Source organism: Paenibacillus sp. EB106-06-01-XG199 (genome assembly GCF_058791575.1).
Genome location: NZ_JBYTDQ010000004.1, coordinates 299363 through 317709, shown reverse-complemented (window position 1 = coordinate 317709; position 18347 = coordinate 299363). Strand labels below are relative to the sequence as shown.

The 18347-nt window shown below is 53.8% G+C and carries 17 protein-coding genes; 14 read left to right on the top strand and 3 right to left on the bottom strand.

Going from position 1 to position 18347, the window contains the following annotated elements; translation table 11 throughout:
* Positions 1–828 precede the first annotated feature (828 nt).
* The 8 genes from AC3WT9_RS16535 (at position 829) to AC3WT9_RS16500 (ending at position 11133) form a co-directional block, all read left to right on the top strand.
* Positions 829–2580, top strand: a complete 1752-nt coding sequence (locus tag AC3WT9_RS16535) for a cache domain-containing sensor histidine kinase (protein WP_341091031.1) — start codon at positions 829–831, stop codon at positions 2578–2580.
* The gene (locus tag AC3WT9_RS16530; RefSeq protein WP_341377747.1) at positions 2573–4189 is read left to right on the top strand and encodes a response regulator; all 1617 of its coding nucleotides are present in this window, start codon (positions 2573–2575) and stop codon (positions 4187–4189) included. Before AC3WT9_RS16535 ends, AC3WT9_RS16530 begins: the two co-directional genes overlap by 8 nt.
* 160 nt (positions 4190–4349) lie before the next feature.
* On the top strand, positions 4350–5768 hold the full coding sequence (locus AC3WT9_RS16525; RefSeq protein ID WP_341377748.1) for an ABC transporter substrate-binding protein: 1419 nt from the start codon (positions 4350–4352) through the stop codon (positions 5766–5768).
* Positions 5769–5839: 71 nt separating this feature from the next.
* A complete protein-coding gene (locus AC3WT9_RS16520; protein ID WP_341091035.1) occupies positions 5840–6739 on the top strand; it encodes a carbohydrate ABC transporter permease in 900 nt (299 codons plus the stop codon).
* 13 nt (positions 6740–6752) lie between these two features.
* Entirely contained in the window at positions 6753–7622 is an 870-nt protein-coding gene (locus AC3WT9_RS16515; RefSeq protein WP_341091038.1) for a carbohydrate ABC transporter permease, read from the top strand.
* A gap of 109 nt (positions 7623–7731) precedes the next feature.
* Positions 7732–8745 carry a glycoside hydrolase family 130 protein gene (locus AC3WT9_RS16510; RefSeq protein ID WP_341091040.1) on the top strand — a complete coding sequence of 338 codons (1014 nt, stop codon included), beginning with the start codon at positions 7732–7734 and terminating at the stop codon, positions 8743–8745.
* 28 nt (positions 8746–8773) lie between these two features.
* Complete coding sequence (locus tag AC3WT9_RS16505) at positions 8774–10159, top strand: FAD-dependent oxidoreductase (RefSeq protein ID WP_445935303.1); 1386 nt, start codon at positions 8774–8776, stop codon at positions 10157–10159.
* Positions 10156–11133, top strand: coding sequence for an SGNH/GDSL hydrolase family protein (locus AC3WT9_RS16500; protein ID WP_341377750.1), 978 nt, complete (start codon positions 10156–10158; stop codon positions 11131–11133). Before AC3WT9_RS16505 ends, AC3WT9_RS16500 begins: the two co-directional genes overlap by 4 nt.
* A gap of 428 nt (positions 11134–11561) precedes the next feature.
* Here AC3WT9_RS16500 and AC3WT9_RS16495 read toward each other — a convergent pair whose 3' ends face one another.
* Entirely contained in the window at positions 11562–12374 is an 813-nt protein-coding gene (locus AC3WT9_RS16495; protein ID WP_341091045.1) for an ABC transporter permease subunit, read from the bottom strand.
* The gene (locus AC3WT9_RS16490; protein ID WP_341091047.1) at positions 12371–13258 is read right to left on the bottom strand and encodes an ABC transporter ATP-binding protein; all 888 of its coding nucleotides are present in this window, start codon (positions 13256–13258) and stop codon (positions 12371–12373) included. The genes AC3WT9_RS16495 and AC3WT9_RS16490 overlap by 4 nt, the downstream gene beginning before the upstream one ends.
* A 162-nt stretch (positions 13259–13420) precedes the next feature.
* Here AC3WT9_RS16490 and AC3WT9_RS16485 point away from each other — a divergent pair, with 162 nt between their 5' ends.
* A complete protein-coding gene (locus AC3WT9_RS16485) occupies positions 13421–14026 on the top strand; it encodes a TetR/AcrR family transcriptional regulator (RefSeq protein WP_341091048.1) in 606 nt (201 codons plus the stop codon).
* Between the two features lie 74 nt (positions 14027–14100).
* Here AC3WT9_RS16485 and AC3WT9_RS16480 read toward each other — a convergent pair whose 3' ends face one another.
* On the bottom strand, positions 14101–14556 hold the full coding sequence (locus AC3WT9_RS16480) for a CBS domain-containing protein (RefSeq protein ID WP_341091050.1): 456 nt from the start codon (positions 14554–14556) through the stop codon (positions 14101–14103).
* A 174-nt stretch (positions 14557–14730) separates the two neighbouring features.
* Between AC3WT9_RS16480 and AC3WT9_RS16475 the strand changes: the two genes are divergently transcribed.
* The 5 genes from AC3WT9_RS16475 to AC3WT9_RS16455 all read left to right on the top strand — a co-directional run bounded on the left by AC3WT9_RS16475 (position 14731) and on the right by AC3WT9_RS16455 (position 18244).
* Positions 14731–15162 carry a MarR family winged helix-turn-helix transcriptional regulator gene (locus AC3WT9_RS16475; protein ID WP_492407751.1) on the top strand — a complete coding sequence of 144 codons (432 nt, stop codon included), beginning with the start codon at positions 14731–14733 and terminating at the stop codon, positions 15160–15162.
* A 31-nt stretch (positions 15163–15193) separates the two neighbouring features.
* Positions 15194–15706, top strand: a complete 513-nt coding sequence (locus AC3WT9_RS16470; RefSeq protein ID WP_341377751.1) for a MarR family winged helix-turn-helix transcriptional regulator — start codon at positions 15194–15196, stop codon at positions 15704–15706.
* Positions 15707–15863: 157 nt separating this feature from the next.
* A complete protein-coding gene (locus AC3WT9_RS16465) occupies positions 15864–16130 on the top strand; it encodes an autorepressor SdpR family transcription factor (protein WP_341091055.1) in 267 nt (88 codons plus the stop codon).
* 2 nt (positions 16131–16132) lie between these two features.
* Positions 16133–16807 carry an SdpI family protein gene (locus AC3WT9_RS16460; RefSeq protein WP_341091056.1) on the top strand — a complete coding sequence of 225 codons (675 nt, stop codon included), beginning with the start codon at positions 16133–16135 and terminating at the stop codon, positions 16805–16807.
* Positions 16808–16873: 66 nt separating this feature from the next.
* On the top strand, positions 16874–18244 hold the full coding sequence (locus AC3WT9_RS16455) for an FAD-dependent oxidoreductase (RefSeq protein WP_341091057.1): 1371 nt from the start codon (positions 16874–16876) through the stop codon (positions 18242–18244).
* The last annotated feature ends 103 nt before the right edge of the window (positions 18245–18347 follow it).

Sequence of the window (18347 nt, the reverse complement as noted above, 5' to 3'; positions counted from 1 at the left end):
CAACTGATTCAGCTGCAGCTTCCCCGGTGAAGGTAGACCAATTGATTCAGCTGTAGGTTCCCCGGTGAAGGTAGACCAACTGATTCAGCTGTAGCTCCCCCGGTGAAGGTAGACCAACTGATTCAGCTGCAGCTTCCCCGGTGAAGGTAGACCAATTGATTCAGCTGTAGGTTCCCCGGTGAAGGTAGACCAATTGATTCAGCTGTAGGTTCCCCTTAATCCTCTAATGATTTCTACTGCGACTACTTTAGTAATCTGATGAGGCCTGCGGGATCGCACCGAATTGGCTTTTGGCTCCTGACTTCTGGCCTCTGACGCCTGGTTCCCGGCGGTATAATAGGTAGTAAGAGCTAACGGGAAATACGCCCGCTGATTTTACGCCGATCACACAACGGGAGTAATTATAGGGAAATGCACCCGCTAAATCTGGCATTAGAAGAATAAAAGCTAATTCGCCAAAAATTAGAGGGATAATTTCCTCTTAATGGTATATTAGCACTGGATTAGAGTGATTTACCGGGTGTAATTCCCGCTGCTGAAATGTTGCTTACCAGACTTTCGCAGATGCAACACAGATGCAACACAGATGCAACACAGATGATCGCCTATAACCGCCTATAACAACAACACAGCCAGCAGGAAACCGCGTTTCACGCGTTCCTGCTGGCTTTTTGTGCACCTTTTTGCGAGGGCGGTCAACCTATTGTGGACAGGCGGTAAAGTCACTATTCTAACGGCCGGTCATTGTCGGATTAGGGCCCCGGGTGACATAATCAAAGCATACAGAAACAACTCTGGCAACGAATCTACAGGAAGGCGTGAGGACATTTGGAAGTTTTCCGCAAGCAATCATTCCGCAGCAAGCTCAAAACTGCATTTCTGGCTGTAATCCTGCTGTCGGTGCTGATGACCGGAGGGCTGTCCTATTCCATATCGGCGGCGATTCTGGAGAAAAATGCGCTTAAGCTTACCCAGGATACCGTGGTCAAGTCGGCGCAGATTGTCGACGAGAAGCTGAACAAGCTGATGCTCATTATGATGACGTTTATGATCAGCCAGCCTTTTCATGACATGATGAAGGATGTTGTGGCCGGGGACAGCAGCAGGTACTACACGCATTTGAATGATCTTGATAACGTTTTCTCGCAGGCGAGGATTGCTGAACCGCTGATCCAGTCGATCTTTGTCTCTACGCCGGTCGGCGATTTCTACCCGCTCTCGATGAACCGTAACCGGCTTACCGCTTTTCAGGACACCTTCCTCTATGAAAGCATCGAACAGGAGAAAAAGAACCTGTGGGTGGAGGGCCATGAGGACATGCTGTTCTCCGGCAAGGACCGTGTGCTGTCTCTGATTCTGGAGCCGATCTTTGATACACCGGTCAGCGGCGTCTATATTGTGGTCAATATCCGTGAGGACGGGTTCCGCAAGCTGGTCCGGGGGGATAGCGGGGGCGGTGCGGAGAGCTTCCTGCTGAACGCTGAGGGTCTGCCCGTATACTCCGTGAAGGACCCGCTGATCAAGAAGGCGGTGGAGAGCGGCCATCTGACGGAAATGCTGGAGCGCAGCACGGCTGATCATGATTCTTTTGAGATCGGAGGTGAATCCTATCTGCTCAATTATGCCCATTTGGGAATCACGGATTGGACGATGACTACGATCCAGTCCAAAGCCGCTGTGCTGAAGGATATGATCTATGTCAAATGGATGCTGGTCTTCGTTGCGCTGGCGGTGTTCACAGTAACGCTGTTTATCTCCGGCGCGTTTACACGGTATCTGCTGGGGCCGCTCCAGGGACTTATGAAGGTAATGAAAAAAGTGGAGAGCAACGACCTGTCTGCACGGTTTGAGAGCGGAAGCGGGGATGAGCTGGCCCAGGTCGGCTTCCGCTTCAACCGGATGCTGGAGCAGATCGTAGTGCTGATTCAGGAGGTAACCGAAGCCGAGGAGAACAAGCGGGCTGCGGAAATCAAAGCGTTGTCGGCGCAGATGGACCCGCATTTTCTGTACAATACGCTGAACACGATCTATTGGAAGCTGAATCTGAAGCAGGTGGAGCCCTCGCAGAAGATGGTGCTGGCCTTGTCCCGGCTGTTTCAGCTGGGGCTGAACAAGGGGCAGGAAATCACAACACTGTCCAAGGAGCTGGAGCATGTGCGGCAATATCTGGAGCTTCAATCGAGCTGCTACGAGGGCCAATTTTCATACGAGATTGATATCGGTGAACCAGCATTGACAGCGCTTCCGATACCGCGGATCATTTTGCAGCCGCTGGTGGAGAACAGCATCCTTCACGGTTTTCAGGATATGGAGAGCGGCGGAAGGATCGGAATTGCGGTCAGAGATGAGGGAGAGCGCTGGAGTCTTGAGGTGCGTGATAACGGAAGCGGGATGGAAGAGGCTGCGCTTCGTGCGCTCTTTTGGCGGGAATCGGAGAAGGGGTATGCCGTGTACAACCTGATCCGCCGGCTGCAGCTTTACTACGGCGGCAGCGCGCAGTTCAATGTGGAGAGCGCACCGGGGCGCGGGACGGCAGTGATCCTTTCATTGCCCAAGAAAGGGGAGCAAATAGATGTATAATCACGACAGTGTCAGCCTGTGTATTATTGACGATATCAAAAGCGTAGTGGATGGGCTTAAGGGGATGAACTGGGCGGAGCATGGCATTCGTATGGCCGGTGTAGCCTCCAATGGAGAGGATGGACTTCGGCTGATCTCCGGGGAGACGCCGGATCTTGTGATCACGGATATCCGCATGCCGCGGATGGACGGTCTGGCGATGCTGCGGGCAGTGCTTGAACAGAACCGGGACTGCAAAATGATTCTGATCAGCGGCTATGCCGATTTCGAATATGCGCAGCAGGCGGTGCAGCTTGGGGCTTTCGATTTTGTCGTCAAGCCATTTTCGGAGCAGGAGATCATGGCGGCCGTACTGCGGGCCAAGGCGGAAATATTGGAGCAGCGGTCCAAACTGCTGAACCTGCGGGAGATGGAGAACAAGCTGCGCGAGAGCCTGCCGATTCTGCGCCAGGAGTACTTCGCGCTGCTGGTCAGCCACCGTACCCCTTGGGAGCAGGCAGCAGAGCGCTGGGAATTCCTGGACATCAATCTGAATCCGCAGGGGTTCATTGTTATGCTGATTGAAATCGACCGGTTTCAGGAACAGGCTGCCGAAATGTCGATCCGCGAGGTGGAGCTGGTCCGGTTCTCCCTGCTTAATATTACGCAGGAGACGATTTCGGAGCATACCCCTTGTGTCGTATTCAGAGCCCGCCATAACCGGTACCTGGCCGTAATGGGGGACGCGGCGGCCGCCAGTCCGGTCGAAATTGCCGAGCAGTGCTGCCGCAATATTGAACGGTATACCAAGTTCACCGTCTCGGTCGGCGTTGGCGGCCGGGTGGAGCAGACCAGCGAGCTGCCGGAATCCTACCGTCAGGCGAACCGCGCGCTGGCCTATCATCTGTTCACGGAGGGCAATGCGGCGATTATGTATGACGATCTTCTTCAGGCAGGGAGCCAGGAGCCGCTGACGCTGGAGTATAAGGATGAGCTGCTGCTGGCGCTCCGTTCCGGCAATGCCGGGCGGACCTCGGTAATCCTCTCGGCGATCTCTGCCACGCTTGAGCGTCAGGGCTCCCGCCATAACCCTGATTATTTGCTTAGCCTCTACGACGAACTCGCAGCTTCTGCGATACGGACCTTTTATGAGCTTGTGCCGTTTGCCGACATTCAGCCGCTGGTGCTGAGATTCAAGGCTGTCCAGGGAACTGCGGGGCTGCCGCTGGCCTCCCTGCAGCGGCAGCTGCTGGCGCTCTGCATGGAGGGAGCGGAACTAGTGCGCCTAAACAGCCTGTCCGAAGGGCAGAAGGTTATCTATGAATCGCTGGATTATATCAAAAGCCGGCTGTCCGAGGATCTTACCGTCGGGGAATGTGCTGCCCATGTCCATCTCAGCGCCAGCTATTTCTCAAGTCTGTTCAAGAAGGTGACCGGAATGACCGTAACCCAGTTCATCACCGCTGAAAGAATCCAGAAGGCTAAGGCTTTATTGGTTGAAGGCATGCCTGTGCAGGAAGTGGCCTCAGCTGTCGGCTACGAGGAACGCCGGTATTTCAGCGATATGTTCAAGAAGATCACCGGCCAGACCCCGTCGGAGTTCCGGGCGAGCTATCATCCGGAGCTGTAAGCAGCTTGTTCCGGACGCTGCAGAGACAATTGTTCAGGACGTTGCAGAGACAATAGAATTCTATCCCTGGAGAGTAAGGCTGCCCCACTCCCATCTGGCAGGGCCGGATTTATAATCAATATGAGCTCACAATACATTATCAATTAAAGGGGTAGAAGGTATGCGTAAACAATGGATGGGTCTTGGCCTCAGCCTGGTGCTGGCGCTGGGTATCGCCGGCTGCGGAAATAACAGCGGCAACAACGGCAGCACGAACGGGGCTGCTGAACCCGATGCTCCGGCCGGAACAGCTGAAGCTGGCGGCAATACAGCAGCTAAAGGCGAAGCGGTACAGCTGAAGTACTGGACCGATGACCGGCATGATCAGGAATATATTAAAGGACTGATCAATACATTCAACGAGACCAACAAAGACAATATTCAGGTAGAGCTGACTGTTCTGTCCGAGAATTATGCGCAGAGCGTCGACATCGCGTTCTCCAGTAACCAGGCTCCGGATGTGCTCCGACTCAAGAGCGCCAACACCTCCGAGTTTGTAAAAAAAGGTTACCTGGCCCCGATTGATTCCTATCTGGATGAGGGCATGAACCAAAAGTTCGGCAGTCTGATGATCGACAACGTCAACCGGTTCGACGGCAAGGTCTATTCGCTGCCCAATACGGGGCTGACCATGCGCCTTGTCTATAATAAAGATATTTTCACCAAAGCAGGCATCCAGAATCCGCCGGTCTCGCTGCAGGAAATGGTGGACGATGCCAAAAAAATCACCGAAGCCGGCAAATCTGAAGGCATTTACGGCTTCGCGCTGAACTTCAAAAATCCGAAGCAGGCGTTTGACCGTTCCATCCGGGAAATTCTCTCTCTGAGCGGCTATCAAGGTCTTGGCTATGATCTTAAGACCGGCCAGTTCGATTTCGCTCCATATGCCCAGGTAATTGAATATTTCAAGCAAATGTATAAAGACGGCAGTATTCTTCCGGGTGCCGAGTCGCTGGATATCGACCCGCTGCGTGCCCAGTTTGCCGCAGGCAAGATCGGGATGTATCTTTCCTTCTCGACAGAGCCGGGAGTGTACAAGGATCAGTTCCCGACAGAGATCAACTGGGCGGGTGCCCTGGCACCAACACTTGATGGCCAGATTAAAGGAACCTCGGAAATCGTATCCGCCGGCACATGGCTCGGGATCAACGCCAAATCCGCCCATCAGGAAGCGGCCTGGAAGTTCATGCAATACATGTACGGCGACGACATTCTGAAGACCTATCACGAGAAAGGCTTCGGCATCGCTGTAGTTCCAAGCATTGTCGAGAAGGCGCAAAATCCGGACATTAAAGGAATGGAAGGGTTCCTTGTCGGTGAGCATGACTCACTCTGGCCGGCTGCGCCGGGTGTCACTCCGGAAGGGGCAACCTATGCCGACGCCTTCTTCAAATACATGCTGTCCGGCGGGGATGCCAAGGCGATTGCTGAGGATCTGAACAGCAGATATAACGCTGCTCTGACCAAGGCGGTTGAGAAGGGCGAGGTTATGGTTACACCGGACCCGGCGTTCAATCCAAGCAAGCCGCAAGGAGAATAACAGGCAAGGATGGGGCGTTTGCGGACTTCCAGCGAAACGCCCCTTTTCTTTCCCCGAAGGAGGAATGAATCATGAACTTTAAATGGAGACGGCTCGGGGAAAATTCCCTGTTTCTGCTGCCAAGCATCATCCTTACACTGACACTCGGCATCTATCCTTTGATTTGGATGCTGCGCTATATGTTCTACGATTACGCCGGATATGGAGAAGCAGTGTTCACCGGGCTTGAGAACTTCCGCAGGCTGGCGCGTGACAGCCTGTTCTGGGAATCGGTAGGCAATACGTTCATTTTTGCCGGGGGTAAACTGCTGCTGACGCTCCCGCTGTCTCTGCTGCTGGCGGTAATCCTGAACGGCAAGCTGCGGGGGAGTAACCTGCTGCGCGGGATTTATTTTATGCCGACGGTAATCAGTACCGCAGTCATTTCTGTCGTTTTCTATAACATCTTTAATTCCTATAACGGGATGGTTAACACAGTTCTGATGAAGCTGCATCTCGTTTCCCAGCCTATCGACTGGCTAGGTCCCAAGCATGCCATGCTGACCGTTATTCTGGTGGCGGTGTGGGGAGCGGTCGGCAACTACATGCTGCTGTTCCTGGCCGGACTGCAGAGCATTCCGCAGGACCTGTACGAGAGCGCGGCCATTGACGGCGCGAACGCCGGAAAACGGTTCTGGCATATTACGCTTCCGATGCTGGCCCCGGTTGCCCAGATGGTCATAATGCTGGCGATTATCGCCTCTCTGAAGGGGTATGAGAGCATCATGGTTATTACGGAGGGCGGGCCAATCGGCAAAACCGAAGTTATGTACCTCTATCTGTACAAACTGCTCTTCCCGGTATCTACCGGTTCTCCGGTGGCGCAGCAGCTCGGCTATGGCAGTGCCGTGGGTTTTGCGACCGCTGTGATTGTCGGGACGATTACGGGACTCTATTTCTTTTTCAGCCGAAAAATGAACAAGGTTTATTAGGAGGTCTATCAAGATGAACGAACATGCGGTATCCAAACAGCCTGCCGGCAACGCTGGCAGAATAGTGGCCCGGACGGTCATGTGGCTGTTTTTGCTGGCAACGGCGATCCTGACCTTGTTTCCACTGGCAATGACACTCTCCGGTTCGCTGAAGACCGGCGCCGAGATGATGACCGGCGGCAGCCTGCTGCCGGCCAAACTGCAGTTTGCCAACTATGCGGAAGCGTGGAAGCAAGCCAACTTTGCCCGCTATACGTGGAACAGTGCGTTTGTCTCCATCATGGTTACGGTAGGTACGCTGCTGGTGGCCTCGATGGCGGCCTATGTGGTCGACCGGCGTGATTTTCCCGGCAAATCGCTGTATGTGACGGTTCAGGCATCGATGATGTTTATCTCCGTCGGAGCGATTGTGCTGCGCCCTCAGTTCGATCTGATGGTCGCCCTGCACCTGAATACCACGCTGTGGGGAGTCATTCTGATCCTGATCAGCGCCCATTCCAGCACTTTTTTCATGCTTCAGGGTTTCTTCAAGGCGATTCCCCGGGAGCTGGATGAAGCGGCAATGGTCGACGGCTCCGGATTTATCCGTACCTTCTTCCGGATTATACTGCCGCTGCTGACCCCGGGATTGGGTGTGGCCGGACTGTTCGCCTTCCGCCATTCGTGGAACGAATACATTCTGCCGCTCGTCTTCACAATGACCAATCCGAAGCTGCAGACACTGACCGTCGGGCTGGCGAACCTCCGCTACGGCTCTTCTGCGGCGATGCAGATCCATCTGATGATGGCGGGCGCCTGCCTGTCGATACTGCCGATGCTGCTCGCTTATATTGTGGCGAACAAGACCTTTATCCAGGTTACGGCCGGTTCGGTGAAAGGTTAGCTGCCCGCGGCTGGAGCAGGCTGAGGCAAGGAATGAGTCTGCATCCGCCGTTTTTCCAGACTACAGCTTGTAAAGGAAGCAATACACACCCGTAAAGGAGATTACACATATGAGTGAATTTATAATAGGGCTGCTGAGCTCAAGCCCGTTGATTTCGCGCCATCCCTTGAACCCCATCCTGTCGCCCGGCGATGTGCCTTACGGCCCGGCCATGGTATTCAATGCGGGCGTTACCAAGTTTAAAGGCAAATACGTGATGGTGTTCCGCAATGACTACGGCGATGAAGCGAAGCAGCTTGTCGCTCCCCATCACACAACGAACCTGGGCCTGGCCTTCAGCGACGACGGGATCAAGTGGGGAGTGCAGCCGGAACCTTGCTGGTCGTGGCAGGATGAAGAAGTGACCCGGGTGTATGATCCCCGGTTAACGGTCATCGGGGAGCGCTGCTATATGTGCTTTGCCGTGGATACGAAGCACGGTCTGCGCGGCGGCATCGCCGTCACCGACGATTTCCGCTCCTTCGAGGTGCTCAGCCTGTCACTGCCGGATAACCGCAACATGGTGCTGTTCCCGGAGCAGATCGGCGGCAAATACATCCGGCTGGAGCGTCCGCTGCCAGTGTACAGCCGCGGTGGCATTGACCGCTTCGACATGTGGATGAGCGATTCACCGGATCTGAAGTACTGGGGGAACTCGCGGCTGCTGCTGGCGGTTGAAGATGTGGCATATGCCAATGACAAGGTCGGCCCGGGGGCGCCGCCTATCAAGACGGACAAAGGCTGGCTTACCACGTTCCATGCGGTGGATCTTGACCGCAGCCGGGGTAAAAACGGCTGGGAAGACAGCTGGAAGAAGCGTTACACCGCGGGCATTATGCTGCTGGACCTGCAGGACCCCGGGAAGATTATCGGCCGCGCTGCCGCCCCGCTGCTGTCACCGGAGGCCTCTTACGAAATCAGCGGGGGATTCCGCAACAACGTCATTTTCCCCGGCGGCATGATCCTGGAGGATAATGGCGAGGTCAAAATTTATTATGGTGCCGCCGATACGGTAGAATGCCTGGCAACCGCTCATGTGGATGATCTGCTCCGTCTTTGTCTCGAAGGGACGAAGACCCCATAAACTAGTGTACTTTCAAGGAGGATTCATGATGAACTACGACCATATTACACTGCCGTCTGCCGACATTCCGGTGTCACGTGAGGTGGATGTGCTGGTGATCGGCGGGGGCGCCTCCGGCATTGCCGCCGCGATTGCCGCCGCACAGGGTGGCGCGAGCACGCTGATCGTGGAGCAGCGGGGATTTCTCGGCGGAATGGGCACACTTGCGCTTGTCCCGGCCTTCTGTCCGTTTACCGACAAGGAGAAGCCAATTATCCGCGGCCTCGGGCTGAAGCTGATGGACCGGATGAAGGAAGCCTGCGATCCCGGCTACCGCGGGGAATACCGGGAGCTGCTGGACTGGGTGCCGATAGATCCCGAGGTGCTGAAGCGCGTCTATGACGATGCCATACTGGAAAGCGGGGTCATACCGCTTTTCCATACCTTTGTCTACGATGTTGTGCTGTCGCAGGACCGCAGGAAGGTCGAGGGCGTCATCATCGTCAACAAAACCGGCCGTTCCTTCATCCGCTGCCGTTATATCATTGACTGCACGGGTGACGGGGACATTGCTGCCTTGTCCGGCGTGCCGTTCCAGAAGGGCGGCGAAGCGGGCGAGCTGCAGCCAGGCAGCATGTGCTACTTGCTGGCCAATGTCGACCGTCCGAAGTTCAATGCTTTCCTTGCGGAGACGGGAGATACCGGGCAATTGCACCGGACGGTAGAGAAGGCGATGGCTGAAGGCGCGCTGCCGGAAGGCCGCAAGTCGATCTCTGGCCTAGCCTGGATCAGTGACTATCTGGTCGGCGTCAACTTTGGCCATGTGTTCGGCGTGGACGGGACGAAAGCCGAGGAATTGACGCGGGGCGCGATCGAAGGCCGCCGGACGGCGGAGCGCCAGCTGCAGTTCTTCCGTAGTTATGTGCCGGGCTTCGAGCATGCGCATCTGGTGGCCAGCGGCGAGCAGCTTGGCATCCGGGAGACGCGGCGGATTCAGGGGGACTACATGCTGACTGTGGATGATTTCATTGCTGCACGCAGCTTCCCGGATGACATTGCCCGCAATGCTTATTATATTGACATCCACCTTGCCACCAGCAAAAGCGACATGACCTTCAACCATCTGCCGCCAGGCGTATCCCACGGTGTGCCGTATCGGATCATGCTGCCTGTGGGCATCAATAATCTCTGGGTGGCCGGACGCTCCGTGTCCTCGGACCGGGCAGTTCAGGGCTCGCTGCGGGTGATGCCAAACTGCTTCTCGATGGGCCAGGCCTGCGGAACGGCAGCGGCGCTGGCACTGCGCGACGGGGGAGATTCGCGCAGCATCTCCATTCCCGAGCTGCAGCACCGGCTTCTGGCACAGGATGTGTGGCTGGGGGAGAATTTCACACCAGCGGATGATGCAAGTGTGATGGAGGGGGAGCGGCTGTGAAGCAGCTTCCCTTAATGGACGCTTGGTTTCACGGCGCGGTGTCGCTGGAGCACCGGCAGGAGGGGATTAAGCCCTGGCGGATTCCTTACGCCGACTACGCGCTGTACCCGCCGGACGGCATTGAGGGCAAGGCGGAAATTTGCGCCGGGGTCCGGCTGCGGCTGCACACCGACTCCTCCGCGCTGACCTTGTCGTTCACCCCGCTGCCCGAGCCAGCGGCAATGGATTGCCTCATAGACGGGCAGCTGTTCCTGTCGCTACGTCTCCCTGCAGGAGAGATATCCGTCGTCTTCGGCAATCTTCCCGCAGGGTGCGAGATACTGGAGATCTACCTGTCGCAGAACATAGGCCTGACAGTGACCGGCCTATGGATTGATGATGCCGCAGCCGCGCGTCCGCTGCCGGATACCCGGCCGAGGTGGGTCACCTACGGCAGCTCCATCACCCAGTGCGTGGCGGCCTCCAGCCCTTCGCGCACCTGGCCGGCCATCGCCGCAGCGCGCAGCGGCTACAACCTGACCTGCCTTGGCTTCTCCGGCAACTGCCAGCTGGAGCCGATGGCGGGACGGCTGATCGCCAGCCTTCCCGCCGACCTGATCACGCTCTGTGTCGGCGTGAACGTCTACGGCGCCGCCACGCTGAGCCCGCGTGTCTTCGCCCCGGCGCTCATCGGCATGCTGCTGTCGATTCGCGAACGGCATCCGCTCACTCCGCTGTTCGTGATCTCGCCGATCTACGGCTCGGAGCGCGAGACCGAGCCGAACAAGCTGGGCTTCACGCTCCCGAGGATGCGTGAAGAAATAGCCCGGACCGTCGAAGTGTTCCGGGCCCGGGGGGACAGCCGTATGCACTACCGCGACGGCCTGTCCTGGTTCGGCGCGTCCGACAGCGAACGCCTGCCGGACGGCCTGCATCCCGACGCCGAGGGCTATGAGCTGCTCGGCGCCCGGTTTGCGGAGCGGATTCTGCGGTAATCCGCATAGCAGCAAAGGGCATCCTTGCCGGCAGGATAATCTGCGGGGATGCCCTTTTTGCCGTCCTTTGCTAAGGACGGTAACTTCTTATTTGTATAGAGCTGATGCAATGTAAAAAATTGCAGCGCTCTCGCAAACTTGATGACACGAAGGTGCGGACTCTCACTGAGCGTGTACAAGTATCAGGAATCCGCACGCAAAAGTGCAGTTGATTTCACCATCCACGGTCTATTCGGTGGAATGAAGTGTAAAAGTACCTTTGAATTCCCCCATCCACGGTCTATTTGGTGGAATGAAGTGTAATAGTACCTTTGAATTCCCCATCCACGGTCTATTCGGTAGAATGAAGTGCAAAAGTGCCTTTGAATTCCCCCATCCACGGTCTATTTGGTGGAATGAAGTGTAAAAGTACCTTTGATCCCCCTGGCTTACAACGGCAGGTCGCGCTGCCGGAAAATCTGGATGCCTGCGGCGAAGGCCAGCAGCCCGGTCAGCAGCAGCCAGAAGGAAATCCAGGCGACATCCGTCGTGCCTTGCACGATATCGCCGGGGCGGTAGAAGCTGAACAACGTGAAGTAGCGCAGCACATCCAGCTTATCTGTGATTTTCGCGAGAATGTCGATTGTGAAGAAACCGAAGGTGATGCCTCCGGAAATCCCGAACGCTTTCTTCTCGTCATTACATATACAGGAGACCAGAAAGACAAGGCCGCCAATGGCAAAAAACAGCAGGAACGCAACGGTGTTAAGCTGGGTAAACCGGCCCATGCCGAATTCATATTCCGTACCAAGAAACCAGAGCTTGCCGGCGAATCCGGCCAGTGTGGTTACAGCCATAATAATGAACAGTGAAGTGATCAGCACGAGTGCCTGCGTAAAAGCGACCTTGCGGCGTGTGGTCGGCGTGGACAGCAGATAGGCCATCGAGCCGCGGTCCACTAACCTTGCTACCAGCTGGGTAGACATCTGCACACAAACGATGGACAGGATCAGCACCAGGATGAGCCCGTAATATTCTCCCGCAATGAAGGCTTCGGCATTGGCGAAGCCGTTGCTTAGTCCAAAGGCGTTGCTGACCCCCTCGGGCATGGCTTTTACAAGATCATCAATGGCTTTCGTATTGTCCGCAAGTCCCGGATACAGCCAGATCATAAACACGATATAAAAGGCGGAACCAAAGGCGTAATTCATAATGCCCTTCAAATTGACCCGCATCATTTCTTTATAGAGTGGAAGATTCATTGGACACCCGCCTCACGATCATAATAATTCATGAAAATATCTTCCAGGTTCTGCGTCGATACATCCAGACTCCGGATCCGGAAATTGGCGACCTCCCGGGTGAATTCATTGTAATTGCCCTGTACGGCAATCCGCACCAGGTTTCCTTCACGGGTAAGCACCTGCAGGCCGGAGGGGGCGAAACGCTCCGCTTCTTCGGCCGTTTCAAAAATGATGTCGAACAGCTTGCGCTGCATCGACTGCAGCTCATGAATATTTTTGACGGCGATGATCTTCCCGTCCTTGATAATTGCTGCCCGGTCACAGGTGCGTTCGATCTCCTGGAAGCTGTGGGAAGACATCAGGAAGGTGGCTCCCGCTGCTTTTTCCTCCAGCACGAGTTCAATAAATACCTTCTGCATCAGCGGGTCCAGGCCTGAGGTTGGTTCATCGAGAATAATAACGTCGGGGCTGTGCATGAAGGCGGCAACAATTCCAACCTTCTGCTTCATACCCTTTGACATCTTGCGGATTGGGGTAGCGGCATCAAATTGCAGCCGGTCGATCAGCTGTTCACGTTTGGCGGAGTTTTTCACACCCTGCATCGAAGCCATGAAATCAAGAAAACCTTTGCCGGTCATGCCGTCAATAAAGTTGATCTCACCGGGCAAATACCCGGTGTGCCTCTGCACCGTTCCCTGTCCCTTCCAGACATCCAGCCCGTTAATCGTGACAGAACCCCGGTCGGGCTTCATGAATCCCATAATATGCCGGATCGTTGTCGATTTCCCTGCTCCGTTAGGCCCCAGGAAACCGAACACCTCGCCTCTCGCTACCGTGAACGATACTTCTTCAATCCCTCTGCCGTTTGAAAACCGTTTGGTTAAGCCCTCTACCTTCAGCATGCTGCACCCCCGCCGTAATAATGAAATATTAGTGACTGTATATTTCATATGTTATAATAGTCCCAGGAATTACCTAAGTCAATATAAATATGAACTCATATGAAAATTATATTTCATTATTTTTCTGACTGTACACTAAATCGTCAAGTTAGGGTGAAGGACATGAACGGCTTCGAGAAGAGAAAGGCAATGATCAAGGGGAATATTATGAAGACAACCATGGTCATGCTGAGGACCTGGGAGCCGAAGCGGCTGCGGATTGCCGATATTGCCAAGGAGGCGGAAGTCTCGCAGGTCACGATTTATAATTATTTTGGCAGCAAGGAGGAGCTGCTTAAGGAGTCTTTCAAGGATTTTATTCAGCGGGCCATCCGTGAATTCGAGGAAGAAATGCTGAAGCAACAGTCGCTGAGGGAACTGATCAGCTACACGATTTTCAAGGAGAAAGAAACGTATTACAACCTGTCCCCGGCGCTGATCAAGGAGGTCCTGTTTGATGATCCCGAGATGTATGCGTTCATTCAGGAGCAGTATGATACCAACATACTTCCACTGATGGTCAAAATGTTGGAGGACGGAAAAGCGAGCGGTGAAATTTCGGATAAGGTCTCTGTAGAGGCGTTCCTGATGATAATTCAAGTCTACATGAAGAGTTCCGAGGAAATGCTTGGGGCGATGGAAAAACACAAGGATAAGACTGCTTTTCTGGATGAGCTGCTGCATCTTATATTTTATGGGCTTTGCGGGCAGGAGCTTCCCGAGGTATAAGCGGCTGTCCTGTCACCTGTTCGCAACTGGGGAGGACAGCCGGAAGATGTCTATCTTTTCGAAGCGATGCGCGGCTAGAGCAGGGATTTGAAGGAATGGCGGATGACGTCGCCGCGGCTGATAATGCCTACGAGCACACGTCCGCGTTCAACCGGAACCTTTTTGATCTGTTTTTTACCCAGAATGGCGGCGATCCGTTCGATGTCTTCGTCCCAGGAAACCGTGATGACTTTCTTTTTGGCGATTGCCATCACATTAAGATTCAGCAGCTTCCGGGTCCGTTCTTCGTACTCATCCTCATCGCCTTTAATCACATTCAATTGGAAAAAGGAATCAACGATGATATCATCATGTTTGCCGATATAGCGCATAATGTCTCCATCGCTTAAATAAGCGACGATTTCGTTTCTGTCGTTGATGACCGGCATGCCGCTGATCCGATGCTGAATACATTTCTCAATAAAGGTCCGAACGGTATCATATTCTTTGACCTTGTAGACCTGAGTGATCATAAATTCATGAGCTTTCATAAAGTTCCCCCAGTAACAATTCACTAGCTTTTATAAGAATAACTTGTATAATGAAAGTATATACTTGTATTATACAAGTTGCCATGGTGATGTCAATAATCATCCGTGTATTCCTATGAAAATTACTTGTATCACTATCATATGCTTGAGCTGAAAGAGAGGTCACAACCTGCCATGGAGAAACGTCCGATAGAAACCATAGAACTGGAAATGTCAATTCTCAGCCGCCGTTTGACATCAATGAGCACGTATAAAAAACTCGGCATGCTGGACTTCTCAGCTTATCTGCTGCTGCGTCAAATCGCCACGCACGGCTCGGCCGGTGTAAAGGCGCTGTCTGAGGAATTCCGGCTGGATATCTCTACGATCAGCAGACAGGCATCAACGCTGGAGCAGAAGGGTTATCTGTTCCGTGAACCAGACCCGCAGGACGGAAGGGCTTATACGCTGCAGATTTCTGAACTTGGACTTAACATGTTGAAACAGAATATGGATATCCGCCAGGACAAGGTCGGCAAAATGCTGGAGGACTGGAGCGAAGAGGAACGGGAGAATTTCGGGCAGCTGCTGCAGAAGCTGAACGACGCTATTTTTCGAGAAATGTAAGGGTGTGACCTACTATAACCGGAGGTGTCTTATGAATCCCCAGGATAGTCAAGAAGAAAAGCTGCTAATGGTTTTTGAGAACCTCAAACGCTTGACCACCCGCACCAAATGGAATGATTCGATTCCCCACGGGGAATTTCTTATGATGTCCGCCATCAATGTCATGATGAAGAAAGAGAGTAGAGAACCGGAGGCGCCGGAATGTCCGGGAGTCATGATCTCCAAATTAAGCGAGCTGCTGCAAATCAGCAGACCGACCGCCTCGCAGGTTGTCAGCTCTCTGGAAGAGAAGGGGTATATTGAACGCGCCATGTCTGTAACAGACCGCAGAGTGATCTACATCAGCCTTACGGAACAGGGACAGACAGAATTCAACAAGAAGATGGAGCGGTATTCCTGCGTCATGAACGAGATTATTGAGAAGGTGGGCCGGGAAGAAGTCAACCAGCTGATTGAAACTTGTGAACGCCTGCGGAATGTGGTGGATGAGGTGAGAGAGCAGCTGGTGTCCAGTCAGGGTATGTTTGAGGAAATAATAGTTTAGAAAATAGAAATAAAGGGCCTTGGATCATCTTCCAAGGCTTATTCTACGTTCATGGATAATCGGGAGCTCCCCAATTGTAATTTTAGTGAAAATGGAATATCCTACATATAGAAATATTTCGAAATGATTTTTATCTAATTGTTAACGGGAGGTGCGCATGGGAATTAAGGATACTTTCAAAGCTCTGTCGGATGAATACCGCAGAGAGATGCTCGAAATGCTGAAGGGCGGAAGGATGACTGCAGGAAGCATCGGCGAACGCTTTGAGATGACGCAGGCGACCGTGTCGCATCATCTGTCCATACTCCGGGAGGCCGATCTGGTCCGCACCGAGCGGGACGGGAAGTATATTTATTATGAACTGAACACCAGTGTATTTGATGATGTAATGAAGTGGATTCTAGCGTTCAAAGAGGAGGAATGAAGATGCTCAAATTCAAGATGACCAGCATCATTGCCCTGCTTGTTGCCTTAATTCCAATGGGTTTATATCTCTATCTGTACCCGCAAATGCCGGACATGGTGCCGATGCACTTCGACATTAAAGGGAATGCCGACCGCTTTGTGCCCAAATCCAGCCCGGAGGTACCCTTTCTGGCCGCTTTAGGCCTGATGGGGTTCATATTCTTTAAGCTGATCTTCTTTTTCATTATTCGAAGCGCCGCACAAAAAGGCGAAGACAACGCAAGATCCATCGCCAAAATATTGGATATTACCACCCTATGCAGCACCATGCTGTTTGCGGGAATATCGGTTCAGGCATTATTTGTGCAAGCAGACAGTATCGCCTTCTCGGGAATGGATCTTGTGCGGATTGCTGCAGGGATGCTCGGACTGATTATGCTGCTTACCGGCAACCGGATGCCTAAGCTGAGACGGAATTCCCTAGCAGGCCTGCGGACCAAAGAGACGATGAGAGATGAACAGGCATGGTTCAGGGCTCAGCGCTTCGCTGGAAAATGGTATGTCGCCGGGGGTGCGGCAATGGTATTGGGCTGCTTGCTGCCGGGCTGGTGGGCGCTATATGCGGCAATTGCGATTTTCGCAGTGGTGAATATAGTGCCAATCGTTTATGTGAAAGCAAAAATGAAACTAAAGTGAAAGTAAAGTAAAGCTTTATGGGGTTATATAATATTAGTGAAAGGATAGAACATAGGAGGGTTTGCAATGACTAAGATAATTCTGCCAGCCGATCAGATTGAGGTAAGCCGTGAAGTGGATGTACTTGTGGTGGGGGGCGGGCCAGCAGGGATCGCGGCGGCTTTGGCGGCGGCCAGAAACGGAGCTTCCACGCTGCTCGTAGAGCAAAGAGGCTATTTGGGCGGAATGGGAACAGCTGCGCTGGTTCCCGCTTTCTGCCCTTATACGGACCACGAAAAACCGGTCGTCCGGGGCATTGGGCTGGAGCTGCTGGAGAGCATGAAGCGCAGCTGCAGGCCAGGATTTATCGCTGAGTACGGCGACCGCCTGGACTGGGTGCCGATCGATGCGGAGGTATTGAAACGGGTTTATGAGCAAGCGGTAATTGAAAGCGGTACCGAAGTGTTATATCATACCTTTGTTCCTCAGGCTATTCTGGGCGATGACTCCGCAACTGTGGATGGAGTGGTCATTGTCAACAAAACGGGTCGCTCCTATATCAAATGCCGCTATATCATAGACGCTACAGGCGATGCGGATATTGCCGCTCTGGCGGGTGCAGAGTTTCAAAAGGGCGGAGAACAGGGTGAGCTTCAGCCAGGCACTATGTGCTATCTGCTCAGTGATGTGAACCGCTCCCGGTTCAAAGCATATTTACGCGAAAGCGGCGATACGGGGCAGATTTCCGCACTCGTCCAGAAGGCGCAGGCTGCCGGTGACCTTCCTCTTGGAAGAAAGGAAGTGTCGGGCTTTTCCTGGGTTTCCGATACCCGGGTCGGGGTGAATTTCGGGCATATTTTCGGCATTGACGGGACCAAGGCTGAGGATCTGACACGAGGCGCCATTGAGGGCCGTAAGGGCATCCAGGTGCAGGTCGAGTTTCTCCGCAATTATGTTCCGGGTTTCGAGAACGCGCATTTGGCCGCTTCCGGGGAGCAGATCGGCATTCGTGAAACACGCCGGATTGTTGGAGATTATGTTCTGGTCCAGGAGGACTTCTTGAATATGGCTTCTTTCCACGACGACATCGCCCGCAATTCGTACTTTATTGACATCCATCTGACCACCTCCAAGGATGCAATGGAGATCAAGCATTTGCCGAACGGCAGATCCCACGGTGTTCCGTATCGGGCGCTGCTGCCCAAAGGCATCAATAACCTGTGGGTGGCCGGACGCGCCGTATCCTCTGACCGTATCGTGCAGGGCTCGCTGCGCGTTATGCCAAACTGCTTCGCCATGGGCCAGGCGGCGGGCACAGCGGCGTATCTCGCAAGCTCAATGTCCGGCAGTTCGCGGGATGTTCCGGTAGACCGGCTGCAGGAGCTGCTGATCGGGCAGGGAGCCTGGCTTGGGGATGAAGCGGAGCGGAAGGAAGCAGTAAAGAGTTTGGCACAATAGGCTAATTATTATCAATCTCAATAGAGCAGCCGGTTTCAAATAGGTGCTGTAAATAAGGTATTAGACGCAGATCAGGTTTACACACAGCCGCTGCATTGACAAC

Coding starts and splice junctions, on each gene's coding strand:
- AC3WT9_RS16530 (WP_341377747.1), top strand. CDS start 2,573: ATGTATAATCACGACAGTGTCAGCCTGTGTATTATTGACGATATCAAA.
- AC3WT9_RS16525 (WP_341377748.1), top strand. CDS start 4,350: ATGCGTAAACAATGGATGGGTCTTGGCCTCAGCCTGGTGCTGGCGCTG.
- AC3WT9_RS16520 (WP_341091035.1), top strand. CDS start 5,840: ATGAACTTTAAATGGAGACGGCTCGGGGAAAATTCCCTGTTTCTGCTG.
- AC3WT9_RS16515 (WP_341091038.1), top strand. CDS start 6,753: ATGAACGAACATGCGGTATCCAAACAGCCTGCCGGCAACGCTGGCAGA.
- AC3WT9_RS16510 (WP_341091040.1), top strand. CDS start 7,732: ATGAGTGAATTTATAATAGGGCTGCTGAGCTCAAGCCCGTTGATTTCG.
- AC3WT9_RS16505 (WP_445935303.1), top strand. CDS start 8,774: ATGAACTACGACCATATTACACTGCCGTCTGCCGACATTCCGGTGTCA.
- AC3WT9_RS16495 (WP_341091045.1), bottom strand. CDS start 12,374: ATGAATCTTCCACTCTATAAAGAAATGATGCGGGTCAATTTGAAGGGC.
- AC3WT9_RS16490 (WP_341091047.1), bottom strand. CDS start 13,258: ATGCTGAAGGTAGAGGGCTTAACCAAACGGTTTTCAAACGGCAGAGGG.
- AC3WT9_RS16485 (WP_341091048.1), top strand. CDS start 13,421: ATGAACGGCTTCGAGAAGAGAAAGGCAATGATCAAGGGGAATATTATG.
- AC3WT9_RS16480 (WP_341091050.1), bottom strand. CDS start 14,556: ATGAAAGCTCATGAATTTATGATCACTCAGGTCTACAAGGTCAAAGAA.
- AC3WT9_RS16475 (WP_492407751.1), top strand. CDS start 14,731: ATGGAGAAACGTCCGATAGAAACCATAGAACTGGAAATGTCAATTCTC.
- AC3WT9_RS16470 (WP_341377751.1), top strand. CDS start 15,194: ATGAATCCCCAGGATAGTCAAGAAGAAAAGCTGCTAATGGTTTTTGAG.
- AC3WT9_RS16465 (WP_341091055.1), top strand. CDS start 15,864: ATGGGAATTAAGGATACTTTCAAAGCTCTGTCGGATGAATACCGCAGA.
- AC3WT9_RS16460 (WP_341091056.1), top strand. CDS start 16,133: ATGCTCAAATTCAAGATGACCAGCATCATTGCCCTGCTTGTTGCCTTA.
- AC3WT9_RS16455 (WP_341091057.1), top strand. CDS start 16,874: ATGACTAAGATAATTCTGCCAGCCGATCAGATTGAGGTAAGCCGTGAA.